At 72.7% G+C, this 24,488-nt stretch carries 23 protein-coding genes; 19 read left to right on the top strand and 4 right to left on the bottom strand.

Annotated features, from left to right (window positions below; all coding sequences use genetic code 11):
* The first annotated feature begins 16 nt into the window (after nucleotides 1-16).
* From AC07C1_RS23300 to AC07C1_RS23255, 10 genes are all read left to right on the top strand, one after another.
* Nucleotides 17-958: an aromatase/cyclase gene (locus AC07C1_RS23300; protein ID WP_478941784.1), complete on the top strand. Its 942-nt coding sequence runs from the start codon at nucleotides 17-19 to the stop codon at nucleotides 956-958.
* A 32-nt stretch (nucleotides 959-990) separates the two neighbouring features.
* Nucleotides 991-2,175 (top strand): cytochrome P450, encoded by a 1,185-nt coding sequence (locus AC07C1_RS23295; RefSeq protein ID WP_478941782.1) that lies wholly within the window; start codon nucleotides 991-993, stop codon nucleotides 2,173-2,175.
* Nucleotides 2,176-2,217: 42 nt separating this feature from the next.
* Entirely contained in the window at nucleotides 2,218-2,421 is a 204-nt protein-coding gene (locus AC07C1_RS23290) for a ferredoxin (RefSeq protein ID WP_478941780.1), read from the top strand.
* A 49-nt stretch (nucleotides 2,422-2,470) separates the two neighbouring features.
* A complete protein-coding gene (locus AC07C1_RS23285; protein WP_478941778.1) occupies nucleotides 2,471-3,826 on the top strand; it encodes an FAD-dependent oxidoreductase in 1,356 nt (451 codons plus the stop codon).
* On the top strand, nucleotides 3,823-5,091 hold the full coding sequence (locus AC07C1_RS23280) for an NAD(P)/FAD-dependent oxidoreductase (protein WP_478941776.1): 1,269 nt from the start codon (nucleotides 3,823-3,825) through the stop codon (nucleotides 5,089-5,091). Before AC07C1_RS23285 ends, AC07C1_RS23280 begins: the two co-directional genes overlap by 4 nt.
* Nucleotides 5,088-7,481, top strand: a complete 2,394-nt coding sequence (locus AC07C1_RS23275; protein ID WP_478941774.1) for an SDR family oxidoreductase — start codon at nucleotides 5,088-5,090, stop codon at nucleotides 7,479-7,481. Before AC07C1_RS23280 ends, AC07C1_RS23275 begins: the two co-directional genes overlap by 4 nt.
* 49 nt (nucleotides 7,482-7,530) lie before the next feature.
* Nucleotides 7,531-8,499, top strand: coding sequence for an ACP S-malonyltransferase (gene fabD / locus AC07C1_RS23270; protein ID WP_478941772.1), 969 nt, complete (start codon nucleotides 7,531-7,533; stop codon nucleotides 8,497-8,499).
* Nucleotides 8,499-10,043 carry an acyl-CoA carboxylase subunit beta gene (locus AC07C1_RS23265; protein ID WP_478941770.1) on the top strand — a complete coding sequence of 515 codons (1,545 nt, stop codon included), beginning with the start codon at nucleotides 8,499-8,501 and terminating at the stop codon, nucleotides 10,041-10,043. Before fabD ends, AC07C1_RS23265 begins: the two co-directional genes overlap by 1 nt.
* 68 nt (nucleotides 10,044-10,111) lie before the next feature.
* Complete coding sequence (locus tag AC07C1_RS23260) at nucleotides 10,112-10,309, top strand: acyl-CoA carboxylase epsilon subunit (RefSeq protein WP_478941768.1); 198 nt, start codon at nucleotides 10,112-10,114, stop codon at nucleotides 10,307-10,309.
* A gap of 80 nt (nucleotides 10,310-10,389) precedes the next feature.
* Complete coding sequence (locus AC07C1_RS23255) at nucleotides 10,390-11,397, top strand: acyltransferase domain-containing protein (RefSeq protein WP_478941766.1); 1,008 nt, start codon at nucleotides 10,390-10,392, stop codon at nucleotides 11,395-11,397.
* 479 nt (nucleotides 11,398-11,876) lie between these two features.
* Here AC07C1_RS23255 and AC07C1_RS23250 read toward each other — a convergent pair whose 3' ends face one another.
* Nucleotides 11,877-12,548, bottom strand: coding sequence for a TetR/AcrR family transcriptional regulator (locus tag AC07C1_RS23250; protein WP_478941764.1), 672 nt, complete (start codon nucleotides 12,546-12,548; stop codon nucleotides 11,877-11,879).
* A gap of 49 nt (nucleotides 12,549-12,597) precedes the next feature.
* Nucleotides 12,598-14,127 (bottom strand): MFS transporter, encoded by a 1,530-nt coding sequence (locus AC07C1_RS23245; protein ID WP_478941763.1) that lies wholly within the window; start codon nucleotides 14,125-14,127, stop codon nucleotides 12,598-12,600.
* A gap of 131 nt (nucleotides 14,128-14,258) precedes the next feature.
* Here AC07C1_RS23245 and AC07C1_RS23240 point away from each other — a divergent pair, with 131 nt between their 5' ends.
* The 5 genes from AC07C1_RS23240 to AC07C1_RS23220 all read left to right on the top strand — a co-directional run bounded on the left by AC07C1_RS23240 (nucleotide 14,259) and on the right by AC07C1_RS23220 (nucleotide 19,923).
* Nucleotides 14,259-15,797: an acyl-CoA dehydrogenase family protein gene (locus AC07C1_RS23240; protein WP_478941761.1), complete on the top strand. Its 1,539-nt coding sequence runs from the start codon at nucleotides 14,259-14,261 to the stop codon at nucleotides 15,795-15,797.
* Nucleotides 15,798-15,873: 76 nt separating this feature from the next.
* Nucleotides 15,874-16,692 (top strand): SDR family oxidoreductase, encoded by an 819-nt coding sequence (locus AC07C1_RS23235; RefSeq protein ID WP_478941759.1) that lies wholly within the window; start codon nucleotides 15,874-15,876, stop codon nucleotides 16,690-16,692.
* Between the two features lie 35 nt (nucleotides 16,693-16,727).
* A complete protein-coding gene (locus AC07C1_RS23230) occupies nucleotides 16,728-17,357 on the top strand; it encodes an NADPH-dependent FMN reductase (protein ID WP_478941757.1) in 630 nt (209 codons plus the stop codon).
* Nucleotides 17,358-17,415: 58 nt separating this feature from the next.
* Nucleotides 17,416-18,330 (top strand): alpha/beta hydrolase, encoded by a 915-nt coding sequence (locus AC07C1_RS23225; RefSeq protein ID WP_478941755.1) that lies wholly within the window; start codon nucleotides 17,416-17,418, stop codon nucleotides 18,328-18,330.
* A 204-nt stretch (nucleotides 18,331-18,534) separates the two neighbouring features.
* Complete coding sequence (locus AC07C1_RS23220; RefSeq protein ID WP_478941753.1) at nucleotides 18,535-19,923, top strand: FAD-binding oxidoreductase; 1,389 nt, start codon at nucleotides 18,535-18,537, stop codon at nucleotides 19,921-19,923.
* A gap of 245 nt (nucleotides 19,924-20,168) precedes the next feature.
* Here the strand turns inward: AC07C1_RS23220 and AC07C1_RS23215 are convergent, their stop codons facing one another.
* Complete coding sequence (locus tag AC07C1_RS23215; RefSeq protein WP_478941751.1) at nucleotides 20,169-20,993, bottom strand: NmrA family NAD(P)-binding protein; 825 nt, start codon at nucleotides 20,991-20,993, stop codon at nucleotides 20,169-20,171.
* Between the two features lie 152 nt (nucleotides 20,994-21,145).
* Here AC07C1_RS23215 and AC07C1_RS23210 point away from each other — a divergent pair, with 152 nt between their 5' ends.
* Together AC07C1_RS23210 and AC07C1_RS23205 are read left to right on the top strand one after the other, a co-directional pair.
* Nucleotides 21,146-21,601, top strand: a complete 456-nt coding sequence (locus AC07C1_RS23210) for a MarR family winged helix-turn-helix transcriptional regulator (RefSeq protein ID WP_478942083.1) — start codon at nucleotides 21,146-21,148, stop codon at nucleotides 21,599-21,601.
* Between the two features lie 336 nt (nucleotides 21,602-21,937).
* Nucleotides 21,938-22,750 (top strand): hypothetical protein, encoded by an 813-nt coding sequence (locus AC07C1_RS23205; protein WP_478941749.1) that lies wholly within the window; start codon nucleotides 21,938-21,940, stop codon nucleotides 22,748-22,750.
* Nucleotides 22,751-22,760: 10 nt separating this feature from the next.
* Here AC07C1_RS23205 and AC07C1_RS23200 read toward each other — a convergent pair whose 3' ends face one another.
* On the bottom strand, nucleotides 22,761-23,516 hold the full coding sequence (locus AC07C1_RS23200; RefSeq protein ID WP_478941747.1) for a response regulator transcription factor: 756 nt from the start codon (nucleotides 23,514-23,516) through the stop codon (nucleotides 22,761-22,763).
* Nucleotides 23,517-24,191: 675 nt separating this feature from the next.
* On the opposite strand from AC07C1_RS23200, the gene AC07C1_RS23195 reads away from it, so the two are divergent.
* A complete protein-coding gene (locus AC07C1_RS23195) occupies nucleotides 24,192-24,329 on the top strand; it encodes a hypothetical protein (protein ID WP_478941745.1) in 138 nt (45 codons plus the stop codon).
* Nucleotides 24,330-24,377: 48 nt separating this feature from the next.
* On the top strand, nucleotides 24,378-24,488 hold a 111-nt coding region (locus AC07C1_RS23190; protein WP_392821657.1), incomplete at its 3' end, for a biotin carboxylase N-terminal domain-containing protein.

The raw sequence follows: 24,488 nt of genomic DNA, 5'->3' as shown, positions 1-24,488 counted from the left end.
CAGCAAGGAGTCATCCATGGCGCAACAGTCCCCGAAGACGGTCGAGCACGAGGTCACCGTGCTCGCCGAAGCAGGTGCCGTCCACCGGTTCCTGTCGCGGGTCGAGACCTGGCCGCAGGTCTTCCCGCCGACCGTGCACGCCGAGACGATCGAGCGCGACGGCGCGGAGGAACGCATCCGCATCTGGGCCACCGCCAACGGCGAACCCAAGAACTGGACGTCACGCCGCACGGTCCGGCCCGACGAGCTGCGGATCGACTTCCGCCAGGAGATCTCGGCGCCGCCGGTGGCCTCCATGGGCGGCAGCTGGATCATCGAGCCGCTGTCGGCGACCACCTCGCGCATCCGGCTGCTGCACGACTACCGGGCGGTCGACGACGATCCGGCCGCCCTGGCCTGGATCGACGAGGCCGTGGACCGCAACTCGCGCGCCGAACTCGCCGCCCTCAGGACGAGCCTGGAGCTGATCACCGCCGGGGACACCGTGGTGTCCTTCGAGGACAGCGTGCGGATCGCCGGGTCGGCCAAGGACGTGTACGACTTCCTCAACGAGGCCGGGCTGTGGACGGAGCGGCTGCCGCACGTGGCCGCCGTACGGCTGGAGGAGCCGTCGCCGGGTCTGCAGACCCTGGAGATGGACACCCGCACCAAGGACGGTTCCACGCACACCACCAAGTCGGTCCGGGTGTGCTTCCCACACCACCGCATCGTCTACAAGCAGTCGGTGCTGCCCGCGCTGATGACCCTGCACACGGGCTACTGGCTGCTGGAGGAGGACGACGGCGGGGTGCAGGCCACCTCCCAGCACACGGTCGCCGTCAACACGGCCCGCATCGCCACCGTTCTGGGCCCGGAGGCCGGCCTCGCCCAGGCCAAGGAGTTCGTGCGCACCGCGCTCAGCGGCAACAGCCGCGCCACCCTCGGCCACGCCAAGGCGTACGCCGAGGCCCGCCGCTGACCGTCCCGCCCCCGGAGACCCGAGGAGTCCCCGTGCTGACCACTGACATCCCCAGCTCTGACATCGACCTGTACACGGACGCGTCGATCCTCGATCCGTACGTCCCTTACCGGGCGCTGCGCGATCTGGGCCCGGTGGTGCGCCTGGACCAGTACCAGGTATTCGCCGTCGCCCGCTACCAGGAGGTCTACGACGCCCTCCACGACCACGAGGCGTTCATCTCCGGCGAGGGCGTCGGCATCACCGAACAGCTCAACAAGGCACAGCACGGCAGCAGCCTCACCAGCGACCCGCCCTACCACGACCTGGTGCGCGGTCTGGTCGCCCGGCATCTGACGCCGAAGGCGCTGCGCGAGGTGCACGCCTACGTCGAGGACTGGGCGGACCGGCTGGTGGACGAGCTGATCGCCCGCGGCGAGTTCGACGCGGTGCGGGACTTCGGGCAGGCCTTCCCGCTGGCGATCGTGCCGGACCTGCTGGGCTGGCCGGTGGACGAGGGCCGCGAGCGGCTCCTCGACTGGGCCTCGGCCGGCTTCAACGCCTTCGGCCCGCTCAACGAGCGGACCATGGCGGGTTTCCCGCACCTGCAGGAGATGGGCGCGTTCCTGCGGCGCATGTCCGTGCCGGGCAATCTGCGGCCGGGCACCTGGGGTGCCCAGCTGGTCGCCGACGCGCAGGCCGGGAAGATCGCCGACGAGTTGCTGCCCGCCCTGCTCGGTGACTTCCTCGCGCCCTCGATGGACACCTCCGTCAGCGCGCTGGCGAGCATGCTGTGGCTGTTCGGCGCACATCCCGGCCAGTGGGAACTGCTGCGTGCGGAGCCCGCGTTGGCCCCGAACGCCTTCAACGAGGTGGTCCGTGTGGAGTCGCCGCTGCGCGGCTTCACCCGGCTGCTCGCCGCCGACCGTGAGCTGGGCGGTGTCCCGCTGTCGGCGGGCACCCGGGTGCTGCTGCTGTACGGGTCGGCCAACCGGGACGAGCGGCACTGGCGGTCTCCGGAGACCTTCGACATCACCCGGCCCGGCGCGGCCGAGCACCTCGGCTTCGGGCACGGCATCCACGGCTGCGTGGGCCAGGCCCTGTCCCGTCTGGAGGGCCACTCGCTGATGGACGCGCTGCTGCGCAGGGTCCGGCGGATCGAGGTCGGCCGTCCGGTGTGGCGGCTGCACAACACCATCCGGGGCATCGAGTCCCTTCCCGTGGTTCTGCACGCCTGAGCGGCGGGACGACGAGGCATCGACGACTAGGAGCGCAGAGGCATGAAGCTGTCCGTCGACCTCGCCCGGTGCGAGGGCCACGGCCTGTGCGAGGAGGCAGCGCCGGAGCTGTTCCGGCTGGACGACCGGGGGGATCTCGAAGTCCTGTTCGACACCGCCGCCGACCTGCCGGCGGAGCACGTGGCGGCCGCCGCGAGTGCCGTACGGGTGTGCCCGATCGGCGCGCTGCGCAGCCGCAGCGAGTGACCGGGATGGACGCCGACGAGGCGACACAGAAAACCAGGAGGTGAGGGCGATGACACCGCACACCGGTGAGCACGCGCTGGTCCTGGGCGGGAGCATCGCGGGGCTGCTGACCGCGCGGGTGCTGTCCGACCGGTACGCGCGGGTGACCGTGGTCGACCGCGACGTGCTGGCGGGCACCACCGCCCGGCGCGGCGTCCCCCAGGGCCGGCAGATCCACGGCCTGCAACCGCGTGGCCTGGAGATCCTCGAGTCGCTGTTCCCCGGTCTGGCCGACGGGATGACAGCGGCCGGGGCCCGGGTCAACGACACGGTCGCCGACGGCGACTGGTACTTCGGCGCGTTGTCGCTGCGCAAGACCCGCAGCGACCTGGTGACGCTGGCGGCCGGCCGGCCGTTCCTGGAGGCGTGCGTCCGGGACCGGGTCCGGGCGTTGCCGGGGGTGGTGATCGCCGACGGCCACGAGGTCACCGGCCTGACGGTCACGCCCGACCGGGGCCGGGTCACCGGAGCGGTGGTGCGCGGCCGTACGGACGGCATCCAGCGGGAGCTCTCCGCCGATCTGGTGGTCGACGCCATGGGCCGCGGCAGCCGCACGCCGGTGTGGCTGACCGAGTTCGGCTATCCGGAGGTCGCCACCGACCGGCTGGAGATCGGTGTCGGCTACGCCACCCGCCAATACCGGCTGCGGCCGGGCGTCGAGCACCACGGCCGGGCGGTCATCGTGGTCGCGTCCCCGGACAATCCGCGGGGCGGGATCTGCGCGCACATCGAGGACGGGCGGATCCAGGTGACGGTCAACGGCATCCTGGGTGACGTCCCGCCCGCCGAACCGGCCGGTTTCGAGGCGTATCTGAAGTCGCTGCCGGTGCCGGATCTCCACGAGCTGACGCAGCTCGCCGAACCGCTGGACGACCCGGTCGCCCATCGTTTCCCGGTGAGCGTGCGACGGCGCTACGAGCGCATGGCGCGGTTCCCGGACCGGCTGCTGGTCGTCGGGGACGGGTTGTGCAGTTTCAACCCCGTCTACGCCCAGGGCATGACGGTGGCCGCGCTGGGCGCCGAGGTGCTGCGCGAGCATCTGCGCCGCGGCGGCCACCCGGCGCCGCTGCCGTATCTGCGGGACGTGGCCCGGCGGGCGGTCGGTCCGGTGTGGGACACCAACGCCGTGAACGACCTGCGGTTTCCCGGCGTGCCCGGCCGGCGTTCGCCCCGCACCCGGTTCACCCAGGCCTACATCGGCCTCGTGCAGCGGGCCGCGTCGCGGGACGCCGACGTCAGCCACGCCCTGATCCGGGTGCTGTCCCTGGTGGATCCGGGCACGGCGCTGCTGCGCCCGGCGTTCGCGCTGCGCGTGCTGCGCACGCTGGTCGCGCCGGGCGCGCGGGGCCGGTGGGAAGCGCGGTGAGCGTGCCCCGCCGGCTGGTCGTGGTGGGCGCGTCGCTGGCCGGGCTGCGGGCCGTGGAGGCCGCGCGAGGGGCCGGGTTCACCGGCGAGCTGACCCTCATCGGCGCCGAACCGCACCTGCCCTACGACCGCACGGTGCTCTCGAAGTCCTTCGTCGCGGATCCGCAGGCCACCGAGCCGCCGGTCCCGCACTACCGTGAACCAGCCTCCTACGCCGACGAGTTGGGCGTACGACTGCTGCTCGGGTCCCCCGCCACCGAACTGGACGCCGCCGCCCGCACCGTCCGCGTCGGCGACACCCCGGTGCCCTACGACCGGCTGGTCGTCGCCACCGGGGTACGCGCCCGGCGGCTGCCCGCGGCCGTACCGCCCGCCGGTGTGCACACGCTGCGCACGGTGGACGACGCCCGGGCTCTGCGCCGCGAGCTGCGCACGGCCCGCCGGGTCGTCGTGGTGGGCGCCGGGTTCGTCGGCGCCGAGGTGGCCTCGGCCGCCCGGGCCCTCGGTGCCGAGGTGACGCTGCTGGACGCGGAACGTTCGCCGCTGGCCCGCTCGGTCGGGCCTGAACTCGGCGCCCTGCTGGCCGGGTTGCACGCCGGTGCGGGCAGCCGGCTGAGATGCGGGGCCGTCGTCGAGCGGGTCGAGGGCGCCGGGCGGGTGGAGCGGGTGGTGCTGCGCGACGGCGCCGTGCTGCCGGCCGATCTGGTCGTCCTCGGGATCGGGGCGGATCCGGCCGTGGAGTGGCTGCGCGGCAGCGGGGTCGTGCTCGACGACGGCGTGGTGTGCGGCGGCGACCTCGCCACCGGGGTGCCCGGCGTGTACGCGGCCGGTGACGTGCTGCGCTGGCACAATCCCCTGTTCGACCGGACCATGCGCCTCGAACACTGGACCAGCGCGGCCGAGCAGGGCGCCCTCGCCGCCCGCAACGCGCTGGGCCCGGAGCGCGAGGAATGCGCGACGGTGCCGTACTTCTGGTCGGACTGGTACGGGGTGCGGATCCAGTTCCTCGGGGTCCCGCAGGCCGAGCGCACCGAGATCATCGGCGACCCCGCCACACACCGTTTCGTCGCGCTGCTGGGCACGGGCGACCGGCTCACCGGCGTGCTGGCCGTCGACCGGCGCGGCGAGGTCGCCCGGTACCGGCAGTTGCTCCGCGCCCGCGCGACCTGGCGCGAGGCCCTGGACCACGCGGCCCGCCGGGAACCCGGCGCTGACGCGACCGGCGGGAACCGACGCCCGGCGGCGCTGAACGGAGGACGCAAGTGAACGGCACGACACGTCCGGAGGCGGCGTCGGACACCCAGGTCGTCGTGGTGGGCGCGGGGCCGGTCGGGCTGCTGCTCGCCGGCGAACTGCGTCTCGGTGGCGCCGATGTGGTGGTCCTGGAGCGGCTGACCGAGCCGTCCCGGGAGTCCCGGGCCACCACCCTGCACGCCCGGACCATGGAACTGTTCGACCAGCGCGGCCTGTTGGCCCGCATCGGTCCGACCCCGCCGCGGGAGCCGCGGGGCCACTTCGGTGGCATCCCCATGGACCTGGGCGGCGTGGACAGTCCGTACGCCGGCCAGTGGAAGGTGCCGCAGACCCGCACCCGCGAGGTCCTCCTCGAGTGGGCGACCGAGCTGGGCGCCGAGGTCAGGTCCGGCCACGAGCTGGTCGGGCTGGTGCGGGACGACGACCGGGTGCTGGCCACCGTGCGCACCGCCGAGGGGCGCACGGCGCGGATCGGCTGCGCCTACCTGGTCGGGTGCGACGGCGAGGACAGCGCGGTGCGGCGGCTGGCCGGCTTCGCGTTCCCCGGCGTCGACGCCACTCGGGAGCTGCTGCGCGCGGACGTGGCCGGGATCGACATCCCGGACCGCCGCTTCGAACGGTTCCCGGACGGGCTGGCCATCGCGGGCCGCCGGCCGGACGGCGTGACCCGGGTCATGGTGCACCGGTTCGGCCGACCCGCCGTGCGACGGACCACCGACCCGGAGTTCGCCGAGGTCGCCGCCGTGTGGCGGGAGGTCACCGGTGAGGACATCGGTGCCGGCACCCCGCTGTGGCTGAACGCCTTCGGCGACGCCCGGCGGCAGGCCGCCCGCTACCGCGTCGGCCGGGTCCTGCTCGCCGGGGACGCCGCGCACGTCCAGCTGCCCGTCGGCGGCCAGGCCCTCAACCTGGGCCTGCAGGACGCGGCGAACCTGGGCTGGAAGCTCGCCGCCGAGGTGGCCGGCCGGGCGCCCGCGGGGCTGCTCGACACCTACCACGAGGAACGGCACGCCATCGGGCGGCAGGTCCTCGACAACATCGCGGCACAGTCGGCGGTCCTGCTCGGCGGCGGAGAGGTGACCGGCCTGCGCGCCGTCCTCGCCGAACTGCTGCGCCACGACAGCGCCGTGCGGCACCTCGCGGGCCGGATCAGCGGGGTGGACCTGCGCTGCGCCGGACCGTCCGACGAACCCTGGTCCGGAGCCCGGCTGGCACCGGCGGAGCTGGTCACCGGCCCGGGCGCGGCCGCCTCGACGGCCGAACTGCTGCGCTCGGGCACGGGTCTGCTGATCGACACCGACCCCGACGCGCCCGGTCACGCGCACCTGCGCGCACAGGCCGCGCTGTGGGCCGACCGGGTCCGGGTCGTCGTGGCCACCGCGGCTCCGGACAGCGAACCGGCCCGGCTCGGGGCCGTCCTGGTGCGGCCCGACGGACACATCGTCTGGGCGCGCGCGGAGGGTCCCGCTGCCGCCCTCGAGGCGCTGCGCCGCTGGTTCGGCGCGCCCCGCGCGCTGGGCACCGTGGCCCGCGCGAAAGGACGTACGGCACCGGGCGGTACGCGGACCGCTCCCCCGGCCGGGCGCACGACCGCGGGCCCGGCCGGCACATCGGCACACGCCCCACTCCCCAGGAGGCAGAAGATGGGAACGCTGGAGAACAGGACGGCCCTGGTGACCGGGTCCAGCCGCGGCATCGGGCGGGCCGTCGCCGAGCGGCTGGCCGCCGAGGGCGCGCTGGTCGTGGTGCACTACGCCCGGAACAAGGAGGCCGCGGAGGACACCGTGACCGGTATCCGGGCCGCCGGCGGCCGCGCCTTCGCGGTCCGCGCGACCCTCGGGGCGGCCGGTGACGTCGACGCCCTGTTCGACGGGGTCGAGGAAGGACTCAAGGAGCACACCGGCGGTGTCGAGCTGGACATCGTCGTCAACAATGCCGGGATCATGGGCGGCGTCCCCCCGGAGGACACCACACCGGAACTCTTCGACCGGCTCGTGGCGGTCAACGCCAAGGCGCCGTTCTTCATCATCCAGCGGGCCCTGCGCACCCTGCGCGACGGTGGCCGGATCATCAACATCACCTCGGGGCTCACCCGGTTCGCCAACCCTGAGGAGATCGCGTACGCGATGACCAAGGGCGCCGTCGAGACCCTGGCCCGGCACTATGCCAAGCACCTGGCCGGGCGCGGCATCACCGTCAACAGCGTGGCCCCCGGCGTGACGGACAACGGCGGTGAGATCTTCGGCAACCCGCAGGCCGTGCAGTTCATGGCCCAGTTGTCCGCCTTCAACCGCGTGGGTGAGCCGTCGGACATCGCGGACGTGGTCGCCTTCCTCGCCTCCGACGCCTCGCGCTGGATCACGGGCGCCTTCATCGACGCCACCGGTGGCACGCTCCTGTGACCCCGGCCGGCCCCCGCTCAACCGACACGTTCACCAGGGAGGGCCCAGCATGGGCAGGACCGCTTTCGTTTTTCCGGGCCAGGGTTCGCAGCGGGTCGGTATGGGACTCGACCTCGCGAAGCAGTGGCCGTATCTGATCGACACCTACTACGCGCCCGCCGACGAGCTGCTCGGCATGCCGATCTCCACGCTGTGCTTCGAGGGGCCGGCCGAGGCGCTGGCCGACATGCGCGTCACCCAGCCGGCCATGCTGCTGACCAGCGTGGCCGCGCTCGACGTGCTCCGGTCCCACGGGGCCGCGCCGGACGCGGTGGCCGGGCACAGCCTGGGTGAGTTCGCCGCGCTGGTGTGTGCGGGCGTGCTGGACTGGAAGGACGCGCTGCGCGTGGTGCGGGTGCGCGGCGAGCTGATGGCGTCGGTGACCGGGTCGGTGCCGGGCCGGATGGCGGCCGTGCTCGGTCTGACGCTGCCTCAGGTGGAGGAGCTGTGCGCGCAGGCGGCCGAGGAGACGGCCTGCGTGGTGGAGATCGCGAACCACAACGACCCCACCCAGGTGGTCGTCTCCGGCGAGGTGGCGGGGTTGGACCGGCTCGTGCGGCTGGTGGACACGGCGGGCGCCGACCGGGTCGTCGTGCTGCGGATCGGCGGCCCGGCGCACTGCAGCCTGATGGGCCGGGTGGCCCCGGAGTTCGCCGCGGCGCTGGCGGAGGTGGAGTTCTGCGACCCGGCGATACCGCTGTACTCGGGCACGGGTGGGGCCCTCGTCACCAGCGGGACCGAGGCCAGGGAGTTCCTGCGGGCCCAGCTCACCGGGCGGGTGCTGTGGACGGACGTGGTGCGGCACCTGTCGGCCGCCGGCGTGGACCGGTTCGTCGAGGTGGGCCAGGGCAAGGCACTCGGCGGCCTGTGCACGCGGATCGTGCCCGGTGTGGCGACGCTGCGCACCACCGACGCGCAGCAGATGAAGACGACCGTCGACGCCCTGGTGCGGTCGGCGGCGTCCGAAGGAGCGGTCTGATGTTCTCCCGGGTGGCGGAACTGCACGCGCTGCGGGAAGAGGTGCTGCGCGGGCCGAGCGAGCAGGCCACTCAGGCGCAGCGGGCCAAGGGCAAGCTGACCGCTCGTGAGCGGATCGGTCTGCTGCTGGACAAGGGCTCGTTCCACGAGGTGGAGTCGCTGCGCCGGCACCGGGCGACCGGTTTCGGCCTGGAGGCGAAGAAGCCGTATACCGACGGAGTGGTGACCGGCTGGGGCACGGTGGACGGCCGGACGGTCTTCGTCTACGCCCATGACTTCCGGATCTTCGGCGGCGCCCTGGGCGAGGCCCACGCCACCAAGATCCACAAGATCATGGACATGGCCATCGCGGCCGGTGCGCCGCTGGTCTCCCTGAACGACGGGGCCGGTGCGCGCATCCAGGAAGGTGTCTCGGCACTCGCCGGATACGGCGGGATCTTCCAGCGCAACACCCGGGCGAGCGGGGTGATCCCGCAGATCAGCGTGATGCTCGGCCCGTGCGCGGGCGGCGCGGCCTACTCCCCCGCGCTGACGGACTTCGTGTTCATGGTGCGGGGCACGTCACAGATGTTCATCACCGGCCCGGATGTGGTCAAGGCCGTGACGGGCGAGGAGATCAGTCACGACGGGCTGGGCGGCGCCGATGTGCACGCCGGGACCTCCGGGGTCGCCCACTTCGTCCACGACGACGAGGAGAGCTGCCTGGCCGAGGTCCGCTTTCTACTGTCCCTGCTGCCGTCCAACAACCGCGAACTTCCGCCGGTGACCGTGCCGTCGGACTCGCCCGGGCGGCTGACCGACACGTTGCTCGAACTCGTGCCGGAGGACGGCAACCGGCCGTACGACATGCGGGCGGTGATCGAGGAGATCGTCGACGACGGGGAGCTGCTGGAGATCCACGACCGCTGGGCGCGCAACATCATCTGCGCGCTGGCCCGGCTGGACGGCCAGGTCGTGGGGATCGTCGCGAACCAGCCGCAGGTGCTGGCGGGCGTGCTCGACATCCACGCGTCCGAGAAGGCCGCGCGGTTCGTGCAGCTGTGCGACGCCTTCAACATCCCGATCGTCACGCTGCTGGACGTCCCGGGCTTCCTGCCCGGCGTCGACCAGGAGCACGGCGGCATCATCCGGCACGGCGCCAAACTGCTGTACGCGTACTGCAACGCGACCACGCCCCGGATCTCCCTGGTGCTGCGCAAGGCCTACGGGGGCGCGTACATCGTCATGGACTCGCAGTCCATCGGAGCGGACCTCACCTACGCGTGGCCGACCAACGAGATCGCGGTGATGGGCGCGGAGGGCGCGGCCAACGTCATCTTCCGGCGCCAGATCGCCGAGGCGGACGACCCGGAGGCGGTGCGCGCCCGCCGGGTCAAGGAGTACCGGGCCGAGCTGATGCACCCGTACTACGCCGCCGAGCGCGGGCTGATCGACGAGGTGATCGACCCGTCCGAGACCCGCCGGATCCTGATCGGCTCGCTGCACATGCTCCGTACCAAGCACGCCGAACTGCCGCACCGCAAACACGGCAACCCGCCGCAGTGAGCACCACCCGCACCCGCGTCCCAGCAGCCCTTGGGGCGTACGGGGCCTGCTCACGAGAGGAGTTCACGATGTCGACGGCTGTCGGGGACGTCCTGCGCGTCGAGCGCGGGCACGCCGCCGAGAAGGAGATCGCCGCGGTCCTCGTCCTGCTGCTGGCGCTGGCCGGCGCGGACGGGCGACGGGGGCACGCACCCCCGGCGGCCGTCCGCTGGCAGCGGCCCGAGCGGCGCACCGCTTTCGGTTCGCCGCGCAGCTGGCGGCACTGAAGGCCGACCGTCCCCCCGCTGTGGCCCCTTTCCCGCCCATGCCTTTCGCCTGTGTCCCCAGACCTGTGACGGAGATCCCCATGGCCGAACGTCCCGTCGCGCTGCTGCTCCCCGGTCAGGGGGCGCAGTACCCGCGCATGGCGGTACCGCTGTACCAACGAGAGCCCCGGTTCCGTGTCGCCGTGGACGAGGTGCTGGACCTGATGGGCCCGCAGGGCGCACGGATCCGCACGGACTGGCTCGCCGACGCACCGGCACTGCCGGTGGACGACGGGCGGCGGGCCCAGCCGCTGTTGTTCGCCATCGGCTACGGCGTCGGCCGGGTCCTGGAGCAGCTCGGTGTGCGCCCGGCGGTGCTCCTCGGGCACAGCATCGGCGAACTGGCCGCGGCGGCTCTGGCCGGTGTCTTCGACCTGCCGAGCGCGGCCCGCATCCTGCTGGCCCGCTCGCGGTCGCTGTCCGCCGCGCCGGCCGGCGGCATGCTCGCCGTCGCCGCCGCGCCGGAGCGGATACGGCCCTGGCTCGACGTGGAGGGTGCGCACCGCGGCGTCGCCGTCGGCGCGGTCAACGCGCCCGCGCAGACGATCCTGGCCGGGCCCGAGCCGTCTCTGGCCCGGACCGAGGAGACACTGGGCGCCGCCGGGTTGGTGGCCCGGCGGGTGCGGGCGACCGAGCCGTGGCACTCGCCGGTGCTGCGGGAGGCGGCGCTCGCCTTCGAGGAGGCGGTGGCAGCCGAGCCGCTGCATCCGCCACGGGTGCCGATCCGTTCGGCGCGCACCGGCCGGGCCGTCACCGCGCGCGAGGCCGTGGACCCGGCGTTCTGGGCCGGTCAGATGGCCGAGCCGGTGCTGTACTGGGAGGCCCTTTCGAAGCTGCTGGACTCCGGCGACCACACGCTGGTCGAGACGGGCCCGGGCAGCTCCCTGTCCGCCCCGGCCCGCCGGCACCCCGCTGTCCGCTCCGGCCGCAGCGAGGCGGTCTCCATGCTCCCCGGCGAGCGCCAGGACTGTTGGCGCACCTGGCAGGCGGCCCTGGACCGGCTGGCGGAGCTGGGCGCGACGAGCCACCGGGTGACGGCACGGGGGTGACGGACGCTGCGATACGGCTCCCCGGGCGGGACGCCGAGGTCAACGACCGGCCACACGCCGGGCCGCACGCACGCCGGCCGGACCACACGCCCGGCCGGTCCGCGGCCTACGGCCCCATCCAGGACGCCACACCCAGCCGGCCACACCCCCAGCCGGGCCACACCCCCAGCCGGGCCACACGCCCGGCCGCGGCCAACGGCCCCACGCGGGACGCACACCCGGCCGGACCACACACCCGACCCCACCACACACCCAGCCACACCCCACAACGAGCCATGGCCAACGACCGCACCCGGGACACGGCGCGCGCCCGACCCCTGACCCAGCCGGGCCACACGCCCGGCCGCGGCCAACGGCCCCACGCGGGACGCACACCCGGCCGGACCACACACCCGACCCCACCACACACCCAGCCGGGCCACACAACGGGGCCGCGTCCAACCGCCGCGCTCGGGACGCGGCGCGTGCCCGACCGCGTGTCAGCCGTGTTCGGGTGGCTCCTGCCGTGCCGCCGCGCACGAGTCCGCCGGTCCGCTCTCGCCGGCGATCAGGGTGCGGATCACCGGCGCGGCCACCCGGACGATGTCCTCCAGGTCCGGCTCGCTGACGTCGGGGATGCGCAGCAGATAGCGTCCGCTGGCGATGCCGAACATGATCACCGAGAACAGACCCGCCCGCACCCGCGCATCGGGCAGACCGATGTGCTGGGCGATCGCCTCGGTGGACTGGTCGGTGACCAGGCGGCGCAGTTCCTCCGCCGCCATCTCGCTGGTCATGCTGGTGCGGGCCAGCACCGCCATCGGACTGTCCGGACCTGCCGCCCACCGGCCCAGCATCGTGCGCAGGTAGTTCTCCGCGCTGCTCACCGGATCGGGCGTGGTCAGCTCGTCGATCGGGATCTCGAAGTGGACCGCCTCCCTGAACAGCTGTTCCTTGGTGCCGAAGTACTGCATCACGGACGACTTGTGCGCGTCGGCGGCCTCCGCGATCAGGCGGATGGTCGCCCGCTCGTAGCCGTACTCGCCGAAGACGCGGCGGGCCGCGAGGAGGATGCGGTGACGAGTCCGTTCCCCCTTGCCGTCGGGCCGCGGCACGACCGGGGTGCTCGCCGCCGGCCTGTGCTGCGGCGTTTCGTCGACGCTGAGGATCACTGCGCTGCCTCCTGTCCGGTAACGGTTCTGGGTGATACTGCGGCGGTCGCTACGCCTCGGGGCGCCGCTGCGCGGGGTGTTCGGGCCGGGCGGCCCGCGGCCCCCTGGCCGTGACCGCGGCCACCACGGTCACGAGGGCCACGGCGTACAGGGCGGCGACGGTGCGGAACGCCGTGCCGTAGCCGTGGGTGAGGGCGTCGGCCGCCCGGTGCAGCAGCCCCTGGTCGTGCGTGGCGAGCGCCCGCAGCAGGGCGTCCGGCGCGCCCGCCAGCCGGTTCTCGGCCGTGGTCGCCGCGATCCCCGGCAGGAAGGCCAGCCCGACGGCGCCGCCGACCTGGCTGGTCGTGGTGAGGATCCCGGCGGCGACGCCGGTCTCCTGCGGGGAGACACCGCTGACGATACGGACCGTCAGCGGCATGAAGCACAGCCCGAGCCCGACCGAGGTCATCAGCATCGCCGGGGCGAGGTGTGTGAGGTACGCCGAGTCCGGCGTCAGGGTGCTGAACCACAGGACGCCCAGCGTACTCAGCGCCAGCCCCGGCCCGGTCACCGCGCGGGTGGGCAGCCGGCCCACCAGGCGGGGCGCGAGGAAGCCGCCGGAGAGGAACATGCCGAGGCTCAGCGGGAGATAGGCCAGTCCGGTACGCATCGCGGAGAAGCCGAGGATCTGCTGCATGTACAGGGTGAGGAAGTAGTACATCGCGAACATGCCCGCACCGACGAGCAGCATCGTGGCGTAGCCGCCGCTGCGGTTGCGGTCGCGCAGCAGCCGGAGCGGCATCATCGGGTGGTCACTGCGCGCCTGGACCGCCAGGAACAGGCTGAGCAGCACGACGGCGGTGCCCAGCGAGGCGAGGGCCACCGGGTCCGCCCAGCCGGTCTCACCGCCCCGGGTGAGCCCGTACACCAGCGAGGTCAGGCCGATCGTGCTGGTGATCGCGCCGGGCACGTCGAGGCGGCCGGCGTGCCGGCCGGGGTCGCGCAGCAGCCGGGTGCCCCAGACGACGACGGCGCCGACGGGGACGTTGACGAGCAGCACCCAGCGCCAGTCCAGGTAGGCGGTGAGCACGCCGCCGAGCAGCAGGCCGAGGGTGGAACCGACGCCGTTCATCGAGCCGTACACGCCCATGGCCCGGTTGCGCGCGGGTCCCTCGGGGAAGTTCGCCGCGATCAGCGCGACCACGGCCGGGGAGACAAGGGCGCCGCCGAGCCCCTGGGCGGCGCGGGCGGCGATGAGCACGGCCTCGTTCGGTGCGAGGCCGCCGGCGAGGGACGCCAGGGTGAAGACGACGATGCCCAGGCGGAACACCCGCAGGCGGCCGTAGATGTCACCGGCGCGTCCGCAGATCAGCAGCAGACCGCCGAAGGACAGTGCGTACGCGGTGACGATCCAGGCCAGCGCACCACTGCTGACGCCCAGATCGCGCTGGATGCTGGGCAGCGCGATGTTCATGATCGTGCTGTCCAGAATGATCATGACCTGTGCCGTCGCGAGGACGGCCAGGACTAAGCCCTGCCGTCCGCTCGGCTGCCCGGCTGCCGCCCCGGCGGCGGCCACGGGCCGGTCGTCCACGGACATGGCTCCTCCAACTCGTCCGGTGGGAACCGCTCCCGGCCCCGGCGGACGAATCCCCCGGGACCACGCGGGAGCTCAGAAATGTACGCCCGATCATAAATGACCGCTTGTACTTTTTCCAGGGAAGGTGACGCATGACCACAGGCATTCACGACACCGCCGGCCGCGCCCTCGGCTCCCCCTCGGCCCCGGTCGGGGTGTGGACCGGCACGGCCACGCACGACGGGCAGACCGACTCGTTCACGATCTCCTTCCTGCCCGACGGGACCGTCACCCTGGTCACCCCGTTCAGCAGCGGCCGGGGCACCTGGCGGCCGACCGACCGGGGCTTCGGCTACTCCTTCACCGAGACCTTCGACCCGGCCGTCACCGGTATGGCCGGATACGTCCGCGTCAGCGTCGACGCCGTACGCGAGGGCGGCTCCTACACCGGCGCCGGGCCCGCCACGGTGCACTCCTCGGACGGTGCCGTCGTCCACCTCACCACCTTCGAGACCACCGCGGCACTGCAGAGCCACGAGGGGCGCGACCTGCTGGCCGAGCGGGCCGAACCGGCTCCCTCCGACCCGGCCGCCTGGCCGCCGGCGGCGCTGCGTGACGCGGCGGTTCTGGCCGCCGCGCAGGCCGGCCCGGCCGACACCGGCCGGCGGGTGGCACCGGAGGTGATCGAGGCCCTGACCGCCGCCGGGTTCGCCCGCTGGTTCGTACCGCGTGAGCGGGGCGGCGAGCCACGCGGCTACGCCGAACTCGTGCGCTGGGTCGCGGCACTGGGCAGCGAGTGCGCCTCCACCGCCTGGCTGGCCTCGCTGTTCGCGTTCGCCGCCCGGTACGTCGCCTGCCTGCCCGAGAAGGCGCAGGCCGACGTCTGGGCGGACGGCCCCGACGCCCGGGTGTGCGTGGTGAACAAGCCGCTCGGCACGGCCGTACCGGTCGAGGACGGCTGGCGGCTGTCCGGCGAGTGGACGTTCGTCAGCGGCGTCGAGTACGCGGACTGGGCCCTGCTCGCCGGTCCCGCGCCCGCCGGCCCGCCCGGAAAGGGCGGCGAGCCGCCGCGGTTCTTCCTGGTGCCGCGCGCGGACTTCGGCCACCGGGACACGTGGCGGTCGCTCGGCATGCGGGGCACCGGCAGCCACACGGTCGTCCTGGACGGTGTCCTGGTTCCGGAGTACCGCACCTGCCTGCGGGAGGACGCCATGAAGGGCCGCGTGGTCGGCGTGTCCGCTCCGCCGCCGCCCACCCTGGCGGTCAACGGCCTGACCTTCGTGGCCCCGGCGCTCGGTGCGGCACTCGGCGCGCTGCGGGCCGCCGCCCACGCCACCACCGTGCCCGCGACCGGCCCGCGCGAGGCATCCGGACAGGCCTATCAGATCGGGTACGCGCGCGCAGCCGGCCTGATCGACGCGGCCCAGCTGCTGCTGCTCCGGGTCGCCGAGGCCGCCGACGCCGGACGGCTCAACCCGGTGCTCGTCCGCCGCAGCCGCCGTGACGCGGCACTGGCCCTGGAACTGCTCGTGGAGGCGGTGGACGCGCTGCTGCGGGCCGGTGGTACTCGCGCCCAGGACGACCGGCACTCGCTGCAGCGGTTCTGGCGCGACGTCCACTCGGTGGCCAGCCACGCCGTCGTCCAGTTCGAGCCCGCCGGCCTGGACCACACCCGCGGCCTGACGGGCTGATGCCACCCGGCACACCACCGCGACGCCCGCGACGACACCGACCCCAGACACCGACGAACTCATTTGGGAGACACACGTGATACTGGTCACCGGCGCCACCGGACACGTCGGACGCCCCCTTGTCGACCTCCTGCTGAAGGCCGGGGTGAGCGTGCGCGCCCTGACCCGGGACCCCGGCCGGGCGCGGCTGCCCGAGGGAGTGGAAGTGGCCCGCACCGGCGAGTTGCCCATGAAGGGCGTCGACGCGGTCTTCTTCGTGCTCGCCGCGTTCCCCGACGGCCCCGCCGAGGTGATCCGCCGCGCCCAGGAGCACGGCGTGCGGCGCATCGTCGCCCTGTCCTCCTATTCGGCGCGTGACGACGACCCGAAGAACTCCATCGCCGTACGCCATCGCGATCTGGAACGGCGGATCGAGGAGTCCGGCCTGGAGTGGACCGCCCTGCAGCCCGCCGGCGGCCTGGCGGTGACCGCGCTGGAGTGGAGGGAGCAGATCCGCACCTCCGGAGTGGCCCGCGGCCCGTTCGCCCGGGCCCATTCGGCGCCGGTGCACGAGCGGGACATCGCCGAGCTGGCGGCCCGTGCCCTGCTCACCGACGAACTGCTCGGTGCCAAACCGATGTTCAGCGGCCCGGAGTCGATCACCTACGCGGACCGGGCCCGGCTGATCGGTGAGGCGATCGGCAAGCCGGTGCGGTTCGAGGAGATCAGTCACGACGAGACCCGCAAGGAGATGGCCGAAGCGGGCATCCCGCCCGCCGCCGTGGAGGCCCGGCTGCGCATGTTCGCGGCCCTGGTCGACCGGCCGCACGAGATCTCGCCGATCGAGCCGTACCTCGGCCGGCCGGCCCGCGGCTTCGCCGAGTGGGCGGCCGACCACGTCGCCGACTTCACCTGATCGTCCCGCCGGCACGTCCCGCCGTGGAAAGGCTGATGATGTGGTACGACCCCTTGCGGCTGGCCGTCCTGGTCGGCAGCGGCAGGCCGGGAAGGAGCGGCACGGCCGTCGCCCGCTGGTTCGCCGCGACGGCGCGCCGGTGCGACGGTCTGGAGACGGACGTCGTCGACCTCGCCGAGCACCCGCTGCCCGCCGAACCGGTGGCGGTACCGCCGCCGGAGGTCCGTGAGGTCCTCGCGGGTCTGACCCCGCGACTGGACCGCGCGGACATGTTCGTCGTGGTCACCCCCGAGTACAACCGTTCGTTTCCGGCCACATTGAAGACCGCGATCGACTGGCACGACAGTGAGTGGCAGGCCAAGCCGGTCGGCTTCGTCTCCTACGGCGGCCGCTCCGGCGGACTGCGGGCGGTCGAGCAACTGCGGTCCGTCTTCGGCGAGTTGCACGCTGTTCCGGTACGGGACGGGGTCAGCTTCCACGGCGTGGGGCAGCTCTTCGACGCCGACGGCCTGCCCACCGACCCGGCCGGCAGTACCGCCGCGGCCCAGCTGCTCCTCGGCGAACTGGACTGGTGGGGGCGGGTGTTGCGGGAGGGCCGCGTCCACCACCCCTACCCGCACGGGGCCCGTACGCCCGTGGTGTCCGCCGCGCCCCGGCCGGCCTGAGAGCGCACGGCCCGCCGCGGGCGTCCATCCGCACCCTGGCCTCAGGAGGATTGTGACCATGTCATCGCCCGTCGGTGTCCGCGGCGAGTCGGCGCCTGCCGCCGACGAGCCCCGATCCGCCCTTCCGGTACGGGAGGTCGTCCTGGAGTCCGGCGGGCTCCGGCTGTCCGGTCTGCTGGCCGAGCCCCGTCGGCCGGTGCCGCGCGCCGTCGTCGTGGCCGTGCCCGGCGGCGGCATGCGCGCCGGCTACTTCCACCAGACCGCCGCACCCGGTCTGTCCCTGCTCACCCTCGGAGCGGAGCTCGGCCTGACCGTACTCGCCGTGGACCGGCCGGGCTACGGCCACTCGGCTGCGCGGCTGCCCGAGGGGCTGCCGCTGCTGGAGCAGGCGGCCGTGCTCAGCCGGGCCCTGGCCGGATTCCTCGGCTCCCGGCCCACCGGGGCGCGCCTGTTCGTCCTCGCGCACTCCTACGGCGGCAAGGTGGCGCTCGCCCTCGCCGCCCGGCATCGCGAACTGCCGCTGGCCGGACTGGCGGTGTCGGGCTGCGGCCACCGGTTCACCGGCGATCCGGACGCGGCCGGGTCGGGGCAGTGGCGGCGCAGGCTGCGCGGCAACAACTGGGGGCCGCTGGGGCTCTATCCCCCGCGCACCTTCACCCTGGCGCAGTCCTTCAGCAGCGCGATGCCTCCGCGCGAGGCGGCCGAACTGCCCGCCTGGCCCGGGACGCTGGAGCGACTGGCTCCCGGGGTGCGGGTCCCGGTCCGGTTCACCTTCGCCGAGCACGAGCAGCGGTGGCGGCACGATCCGCCGGCGCTGTCCGAGCTGGGCGGCCTGCTGCGGCACGCGCCCGTCAGTGTCGACCGGCAACCGGGCGCCGGCCACAACATCAGCCTCGGCTGGGCCGCCCGGGCGTACCACCTGAGGATGCTCGCCTTCCTCGAGGAGTGCCTGCTGCATCGGGCCGCCGGCTGAGGCGACCGCGGAATTCCGGGGGTGTTCGTCCGGGATTCGCGTCGCGGCCGTTTCCGAAAAAGGACCTCCGCCGCGTAAAACCCACCCATGGCCTTTCTCGGACCGATGACGGGGCAGTACGATGAATTATCGAGCCCGCTCCTTCGTGCGCATAGCGGTCACCTCCGCGGGCCGATTTTTTCATGCATAGAGAAAGGGTTCGACGTGACAACCCATTCCCCCGGAGGACTGCCTGCCGAGCTGGCCGGCCGGACCTTATTCCCCGAGGACGAGGGATTCCATGAGGAGCACACCGGCTGGAACCTCTCGGTGGCCCACGCACCCTCCGCGGTGGTGCTCGCGGAGTCGGCGGCGGACGTCGCCGCCGCCGTGCGCCACGCCTCCGGGACCGGTGCCCCGATCGCCGTCCTCGCCGCCGGACACGGCTCCTCCGTCCCCGCCGACGGCGCCGTGATCGTCAACACCCGGCGGATGAGAGAGCTGTCGGTCGACGCCACCGCCCGGACCGCGAGGATCGGTGCCGGTCTGGTCTGGGGCGACGTGGTGGCCGAGACCGCGAAGTCGGGCCTGGCCCCGCTGAACGGCTCCTCCCCCACCGTCGGCGTCATGGGCTACCTGACCGGCGGCGGACTGCCCGTCCTCGGCCGCACCTACGGCTTCGCGACGCACCGGGTGCGCTCGTTCGACCTGGTCACGGCGGACGGCACGGTGCGCACGGTCACCCCCGACAGCGAGCCGGATCTGTTCTGGGCGGTACGCGGCGGCCGGGGCAACTTCGGGGTGGTCACCGCCGCGGAGATCGACCTGGTGCCGGTGACCCGCGTCTACGGCGGCGGCCTGTTCTTCCCCGGCGGTCGCGCCGCCGAGGTGCTGCCCGCGTACTTCGACTGGCTGCGCGACCAGCCCGAGGAGATGACCTCCTCCGTCATCCTGCTGCGCTTCCCCGACCTTCCGGCAGTGCCGGAACACAACCGCGGGAAGTTCCTGATCCACCTGCGGATCGCCTTCACCGGCCCCCCCGAGGAGGGAGAACGGCTGGTCGCGCCGCTGCGCGCGCTCGGCCCCGAGCGGGACGCCGTCGAGGACATGGCGTACACCCGGGTCGGCGAGATCTACCTCGACCCGCCCCGCCCGACCCCTGCCTGGGTCCGGACGGCGCTGCTGCGGGGGTTCGACGCGGCGGCGGTGGAGGCCCTGCTGGATGTGGCCGGGCACGACCACGGTCACCTGCCGCCCGGGGGTGTCGAGATCCGCCACCTGGGCGGCGCGCTGGCCCGGCCCGGAGCCGTGCCCAGCGCCCTCGGCGTGCCGGAGGCCGGCTTCCACCTGTTCATGAGCATGCCGGCCCAGCCGGGGACGGAGGCCGCCGAGCGGGCCCGCAAGGCCGAGCAGCGGGTGATCGACGCGCTGGTCCGGTGGGACACGGGACGGCTGCTGCCGACCTTCATGTTCAGCAGCGACAGCGCGGTCGAGGACGTCGCCCGCGGCTACACCCCGGAGGACTACGCCCGCCTGCGGCGGATCAAAGCGGCGTACGACCCCGGAAATCTCTTCCGCATCAATCACAACATTCCTCCCGCAGACCACTCCTGACCCGCGCGGACCGGGGGATTTCCACCCGCCGTTCCACCTGCTGCCCGGACGCGCGCGACGCGCGTCCGGGCAGCAGCATTTCAACGGATCGGCCCCCAAGGCGCTCATCGAAAGGCATGGCTTTCCGGGCACGGAAAAGGGCGGTGTGGGTGACGGCGGAATCATCCGCTCGCCACCCGCACCGCGTTTTCCCGCGCCGTGTTCCACCGTGCGGTCCGCCGGAGAGCCGGCCGCCGGAGGACGCGTCAGGAGAAGTCGGCCACGTGGTGCTCGACCCACTGCGCGTAGGTGTGCGCGGGGCGGCCAGTGACCTGCTCGACCGTGGGCAGCACCTCGGCGGTGACGCCCTGCCAGGAGGCGAGCTGGTTCAGCAGGAACTCGGCGGCGTCCGGCGGCATCTGCCGCACGAGGTGGCTCAGTGCCTCCTCGCGGGACAGTTCCTCGAACGCCACCGGCTTGCCGAGCACCTCGCCGATGATCCCCACCCGGTCGATCTGTGTCAGGGACTCGGGGCCGGTGAGGCTGTGGACGCCGCCGTCGTCGGGCGCCAGCAGCGAGGCGGTCGCGACCGCTGCGATGTCCCGCTCGTCGACGGGGGCCGCCGCGGCCGTGCCGTAGGCCGTGCGGACCACGCCCGCCTCCCGGATCTGCGGCGCCCAGCCACGGTCGTTGAGCATGAACAGACCGGCCCGGACGAACGTGCGCGGGATGCCGGACGCCGTCACCGCGTTCTCACATTCCAGGTGCACCTGGCCGATGAATCCCGGGTCGTCGAATTCGATGGTCGACGACGACAGCATGGCGATGTGTTCAAGACCGGACTCCTTGGCGACTTCCAGGAATCCGTCCAGCTGCCCGAAGACAGGGAACAGGAAAGCCCGGTCCACGCCCTTCAGCGCGGGCGGCAGGCTTTTGGGGTCGGCGATGTCCCCGGCAACCACTTCCACCGCCGCGGGAAGGGCGGCCTTTTCCGGGTTGCGAGTGAGGGCCCGGACCGTCTCGCCCGCTTCCAGCAACTGCAGTACGACATTGCGACCGACATTACCGGTGGCGCCGGTGACCAGAATCATGAACTCACTCCCCAAGGCAGGGCGAGGGCCGGGACGGACGACGCGGACAGACCCGACGACGCACCCGAATCGTTGACCTGGCCAACGTAACATATTTGTGGGTCTGGCCAACAGATGGGCCCGAACTGGCCTGGTACCGTGATGCGGTGACCATGAAGGCGATCTCCCACGCTCCGGCCCGGCTGCGCGCCACGCCCAGCTGGCTCGTCACCCAGATCGCCACCCACACGGCCCGTCTCGTCTCTCAGGCGCTGGCCTCCGTCGATGCCCGTCGCTACCACTTCGCGCTGCTGGCGTCGCTCGACGAGTTCGGCCCACTCAGCCAGGCGGAGCTGGGCCGGCGCTGCGGGATCGACCGCAGCTACATCGTGGAGGCGGTCAACGAACTGGCCGGCGGCGGCCTGGTGGTGCGCGACGTGGACGCCGAGGACCGGCGGCGCAACGTCATCACGATCACCCCGGCCGGGGTACGGCAGCTCAAGCGCATCGAGCACGCCCTGGCCGAGGCGCAGGACAGCCTCCTGGCCCCACTGGAGCCCGGCGAGCGCCGGCAGCTGACGGCCCTGCTCGAACGCGTCCTCGACCACCGGCTGACCCCGGGCGACTGAGCCCCTGCCGGCCCCGTACGGTCCGCTCCCCCGCCCGGGCGAGTGCCGCGCCCGCGACGGTCAATTCCGCGTGAACGGCGCCACCGCTGTGCGTCAACTCCGCATGCGGTTTTCCGGTAGTGACCGACAAGCCGGTGCTGCCCCCGGAAAATTCCGTACCGGCCCCCGTCAGATTTCCCGCACGGACAATGGTCGCCGGTGATTCGGTGGGCACCATGGTGACGAGCCGGACAACCCGTCGAAAAGGAGTCAAGAATGCGGCAGTCGAACACCGGGCGGGGACCGGAAGAACGGGTGCACTGCCCGGATCTCCGCTGCGTGAAAACCCGTGGCCGAATGCCGGCCGGGACCGCCGGCAGAACGCTGGAAAAACGACTGTGCGCCGACTGCGCCGGACGGCTGGCCCGTTCACTGGTGGCCCTGCCCGACGCCTACGAAGAGTGCGGACGCGTCCTCGACGGCTCCCGGACCCGACGCTGGGAGGAGCGCACGTCCAGCAGGGCGATGCCCGGCATGCCGCTCAACACGGCGGCCGTGGAGGTGCGTACGGCGATCACTCGAGTGCTCGCCTCCTGGAGCGGCCTGGTGGCCGAGCAGCGCCGTACCACCGCGCCGCGGCGCGAGATTCCCGCCCTCGCCGGCTTCCTGTTGCGTCACCTGGACTGGCTGTCCGGCCATGAGGCCGTCGGCGATCTCACCGCGGAGGTGGCGGCACTGATGCGTGCGGCGGCCCGTGTGGTGGACGCGCCGCCCGAGCGCAGCATGCCGATCGGCGGGTGCCGGCTGGCCGGGTGCGAGGGCACTCTGGTGGCCCGTGCCGCGCGGGACTCCAGGACACCGCCGGAGGTGGTCTGCACCGCCACGCCCGGCCATCGCTGGGCACTTCACGAGTGGCTCCCCGAGGACGCCGGTCCGGGCCCCGGGCCGGCGAACCCGGACGGCGACGCGCTCCGGGCCGCCGCGGCCGCCACCTCGTTGTGGCTGTCCGCGACGGACATAGCGCGGCTGTGGCAGGCGCCCCGCGGCACCGTGTACCGGCTGGCGAGCGAGAAGGGCTGGCGCCGCCGCAACCGGGCCGGGCGCACCCTCTACCACGCGGGCGACGCCCAGCGGTCCCTGGCCGAACGGGGCCGCCGCGCCGGACCGTAGGAACCGCGGGTCAGCCCACCCGAGCCGGCGGCACGACGTGCGTACCGGCCCGGTGGTGCCCGGCCTGCACCGTTTCCTTCGAAGGCTCCGGACCGGCGGGCGGCGCCGCGGCGCACTCGCCGAACCGGAAGCCCACCCCCCGGACGGTCACGATCCAGTCGTTGGAACCCAGTTTGGTCCGCAGGCTGTTGACATGCGTGTCGATCGTCCGCCCCCGGGTCCAGCTGTCGTTCCAGACGCGGGACATCAGCTCCTTGCGGGTGAGTACGACACCGGGCCGGGAGGCGAGCGCGAGCAGCAGGTCGAACTCCTTGCGGGTCAGTCTGATCGGCTTCCCCGCGAGCCAGGCCGCCCGGGACGACTGATCGATGCGCAGCGGCCCGCACGCGATGCTGCCGGAGGGCCGGTGCCGTGCCCCGCTGCGCCGCGTGACGGCCTCGATCCGCGCCACCAGCTCATGGATGCCGCAGCCGCGGTCGACGCAGTCGTCCGCTCCCGCCTTGAGTCCCAGGACCCGCTCGAGCTCGTCGCCCTGCTCGGTCACCGCGATCATGGGCGTGTCGCTGACCTGACGGATCGTCCGGCAGACCTCCAGCCCGTCCGCATCGGTCACGCCGAGATCGAGGATGATGAAATCCGCCTGCGTGTGCATGGTCAGGGCCTGCTGCGCCGAGCGCGCCAGGATTTTGTGCCCGTACCGCTTCAGTGTTCCGATACTGGATAACGAATCGTGTCCGTCGTCTGCAACAAAGAGAACGCGCATCATTCACCTCTCGTTTTCCCGCCCTGAACTACAATGAAAAGTTGCCCGAAAATCAAACGTTGGCAGCGTGAAACGAACACTCGGAAATTACAGGGCCCTGCTGGAAAACGAACGAGACAGACATGGATACACCGCCCCACTGTGGCATCACATTCCGGCGGTTTGCCATCAACGCCGATCAGCTACTTGCTGAGTCCTGTGAACGCCCCACCAGTCTTAGGACGTCACGCCGTCATTTCAATGCTTAACTGATGATTTGGCTGAAACGGAGACTTGCCCGAGTCGTACGGATGTCCGGATCACTCTCCTGTGCCCGACATAAGGAAGCGCTTTCTCCAGGGGAACTCATGCTTCAGGTGGTCATGTTTCAGGTCGGCTGGTTATTTCAAGGGCGCCATCAGGACGACTTCGGGCGTCCTTGACGGACCCTGACCGAACGAAGAGGATGAGCACCAGCATGGAATAGCTGCGCCCGTCATTCAATTCAGCGGGCCCGCGGCGCGACCCCACTCCATTTGCCCGCCCGCCCGCATCCCTCGCGCGACATCGACCGATAGGCACACACGGTGAATGCGAGCGGGTCGGTTTCGACACGCCCGGGGGTGGGTGACGTGGGCGCCATGAGCGGTCGCCTCGGAGACATTCTTCACACGGCCGAACCGGAAGCACGGAGGAGCGATGAACCCTGTTCCTGATCACGAGGACCGTACCCTTGTCGAGGCCCCGCAGTCGGGGGCACCGTCCGCTCCCCCGCTCCCGCTCGTCGGCGACGAGGAGCAGGAGACCGAGGACCACATCGTGCGTGGCATCGACTGATCGTCAATTCCCTCGATCCGCGCACCACTTGAAGCCAAGGAGACACCCGTGCGCAAGGTGCTCGTCGCCAACCGTGGCGAAATCGCTGTCCGCGTGGCCCGGGCCTGTCGGGACGCCGGGATCGCGAGCGTGGCCGTCTACGCCGACCCGGACCGGGAC

The sequence above is a fragment of the Streptomyces sp. NPDC045022 genome, assembly GCF_056432605.1.
Note: the sequence above shows the minus strand (reverse complement) of the source record. Positions and strands in the feature narration are given on the sequence as shown.

Coding starts and splice junctions, on each gene's coding strand:
- AC07C1_RS23300 (WP_478941784.1), top strand. CDS start 17: ATGGCGCAACAGTCCCCGAAGACGGTCGAGCACGAGGTCACCGTGCTC.
- AC07C1_RS23290 (WP_478941780.1), top strand. CDS start 2,218: ATGAAGCTGTCCGTCGACCTCGCCCGGTGCGAGGGCCACGGCCTGTGC.
- AC07C1_RS23285 (WP_478941778.1), top strand. CDS start 2,471: ATGACACCGCACACCGGTGAGCACGCGCTGGTCCTGGGCGGGAGCATC.
- fabD (WP_478941772.1), top strand. CDS start 7,531: ATGGGCAGGACCGCTTTCGTTTTTCCGGGCCAGGGTTCGCAGCGGGTC.
- AC07C1_RS23265 (WP_478941770.1), top strand. CDS start 8,499: ATGTTCTCCCGGGTGGCGGAACTGCACGCGCTGCGGGAAGAGGTGCTG.
- AC07C1_RS23260 (WP_478941768.1), top strand. CDS start 10,112: ATGTCGACGGCTGTCGGGGACGTCCTGCGCGTCGAGCGCGGGCACGCC.
- AC07C1_RS23255 (WP_478941766.1), top strand. CDS start 10,390: ATGGCCGAACGTCCCGTCGCGCTGCTGCTCCCCGGTCAGGGGGCGCAG.
- AC07C1_RS23245 (WP_478941763.1), bottom strand. CDS start 14,127: ATGTCCGTGGACGACCGGCCCGTGGCCGCCGCCGGGGCGGCAGCCGGG.
- AC07C1_RS23240 (WP_478941761.1), top strand. CDS start 14,259: ATGACCACAGGCATTCACGACACCGCCGGCCGCGCCCTCGGCTCCCCC.
- AC07C1_RS23230 (WP_478941757.1), top strand. CDS start 16,728: ATGATGTGGTACGACCCCTTGCGGCTGGCCGTCCTGGTCGGCAGCGGC.
- AC07C1_RS23225 (WP_478941755.1), top strand. CDS start 17,416: ATGTCATCGCCCGTCGGTGTCCGCGGCGAGTCGGCGCCTGCCGCCGAC.
- AC07C1_RS23215 (WP_478941751.1), bottom strand. CDS start 20,993: ATGATTCTGGTCACCGGCGCCACCGGTAATGTCGGTCGCAATGTCGTA.
- AC07C1_RS23210 (WP_478942083.1), top strand. CDS start 21,146: ATGAAGGCGATCTCCCACGCTCCGGCCCGGCTGCGCGCCACGCCCAGC.
- AC07C1_RS23205 (WP_478941749.1), top strand. CDS start 21,938: ATGCCGGCCGGGACCGCCGGCAGAACGCTGGAAAAACGACTGTGCGCC.
- AC07C1_RS23200 (WP_478941747.1), bottom strand. CDS start 23,516: ATGATGCGCGTTCTCTTTGTTGCAGACGACGGACACGATTCGTTATCC.
- AC07C1_RS23195 (WP_478941745.1), top strand. CDS start 24,192: ATGAACCCTGTTCCTGATCACGAGGACCGTACCCTTGTCGAGGCCCCG.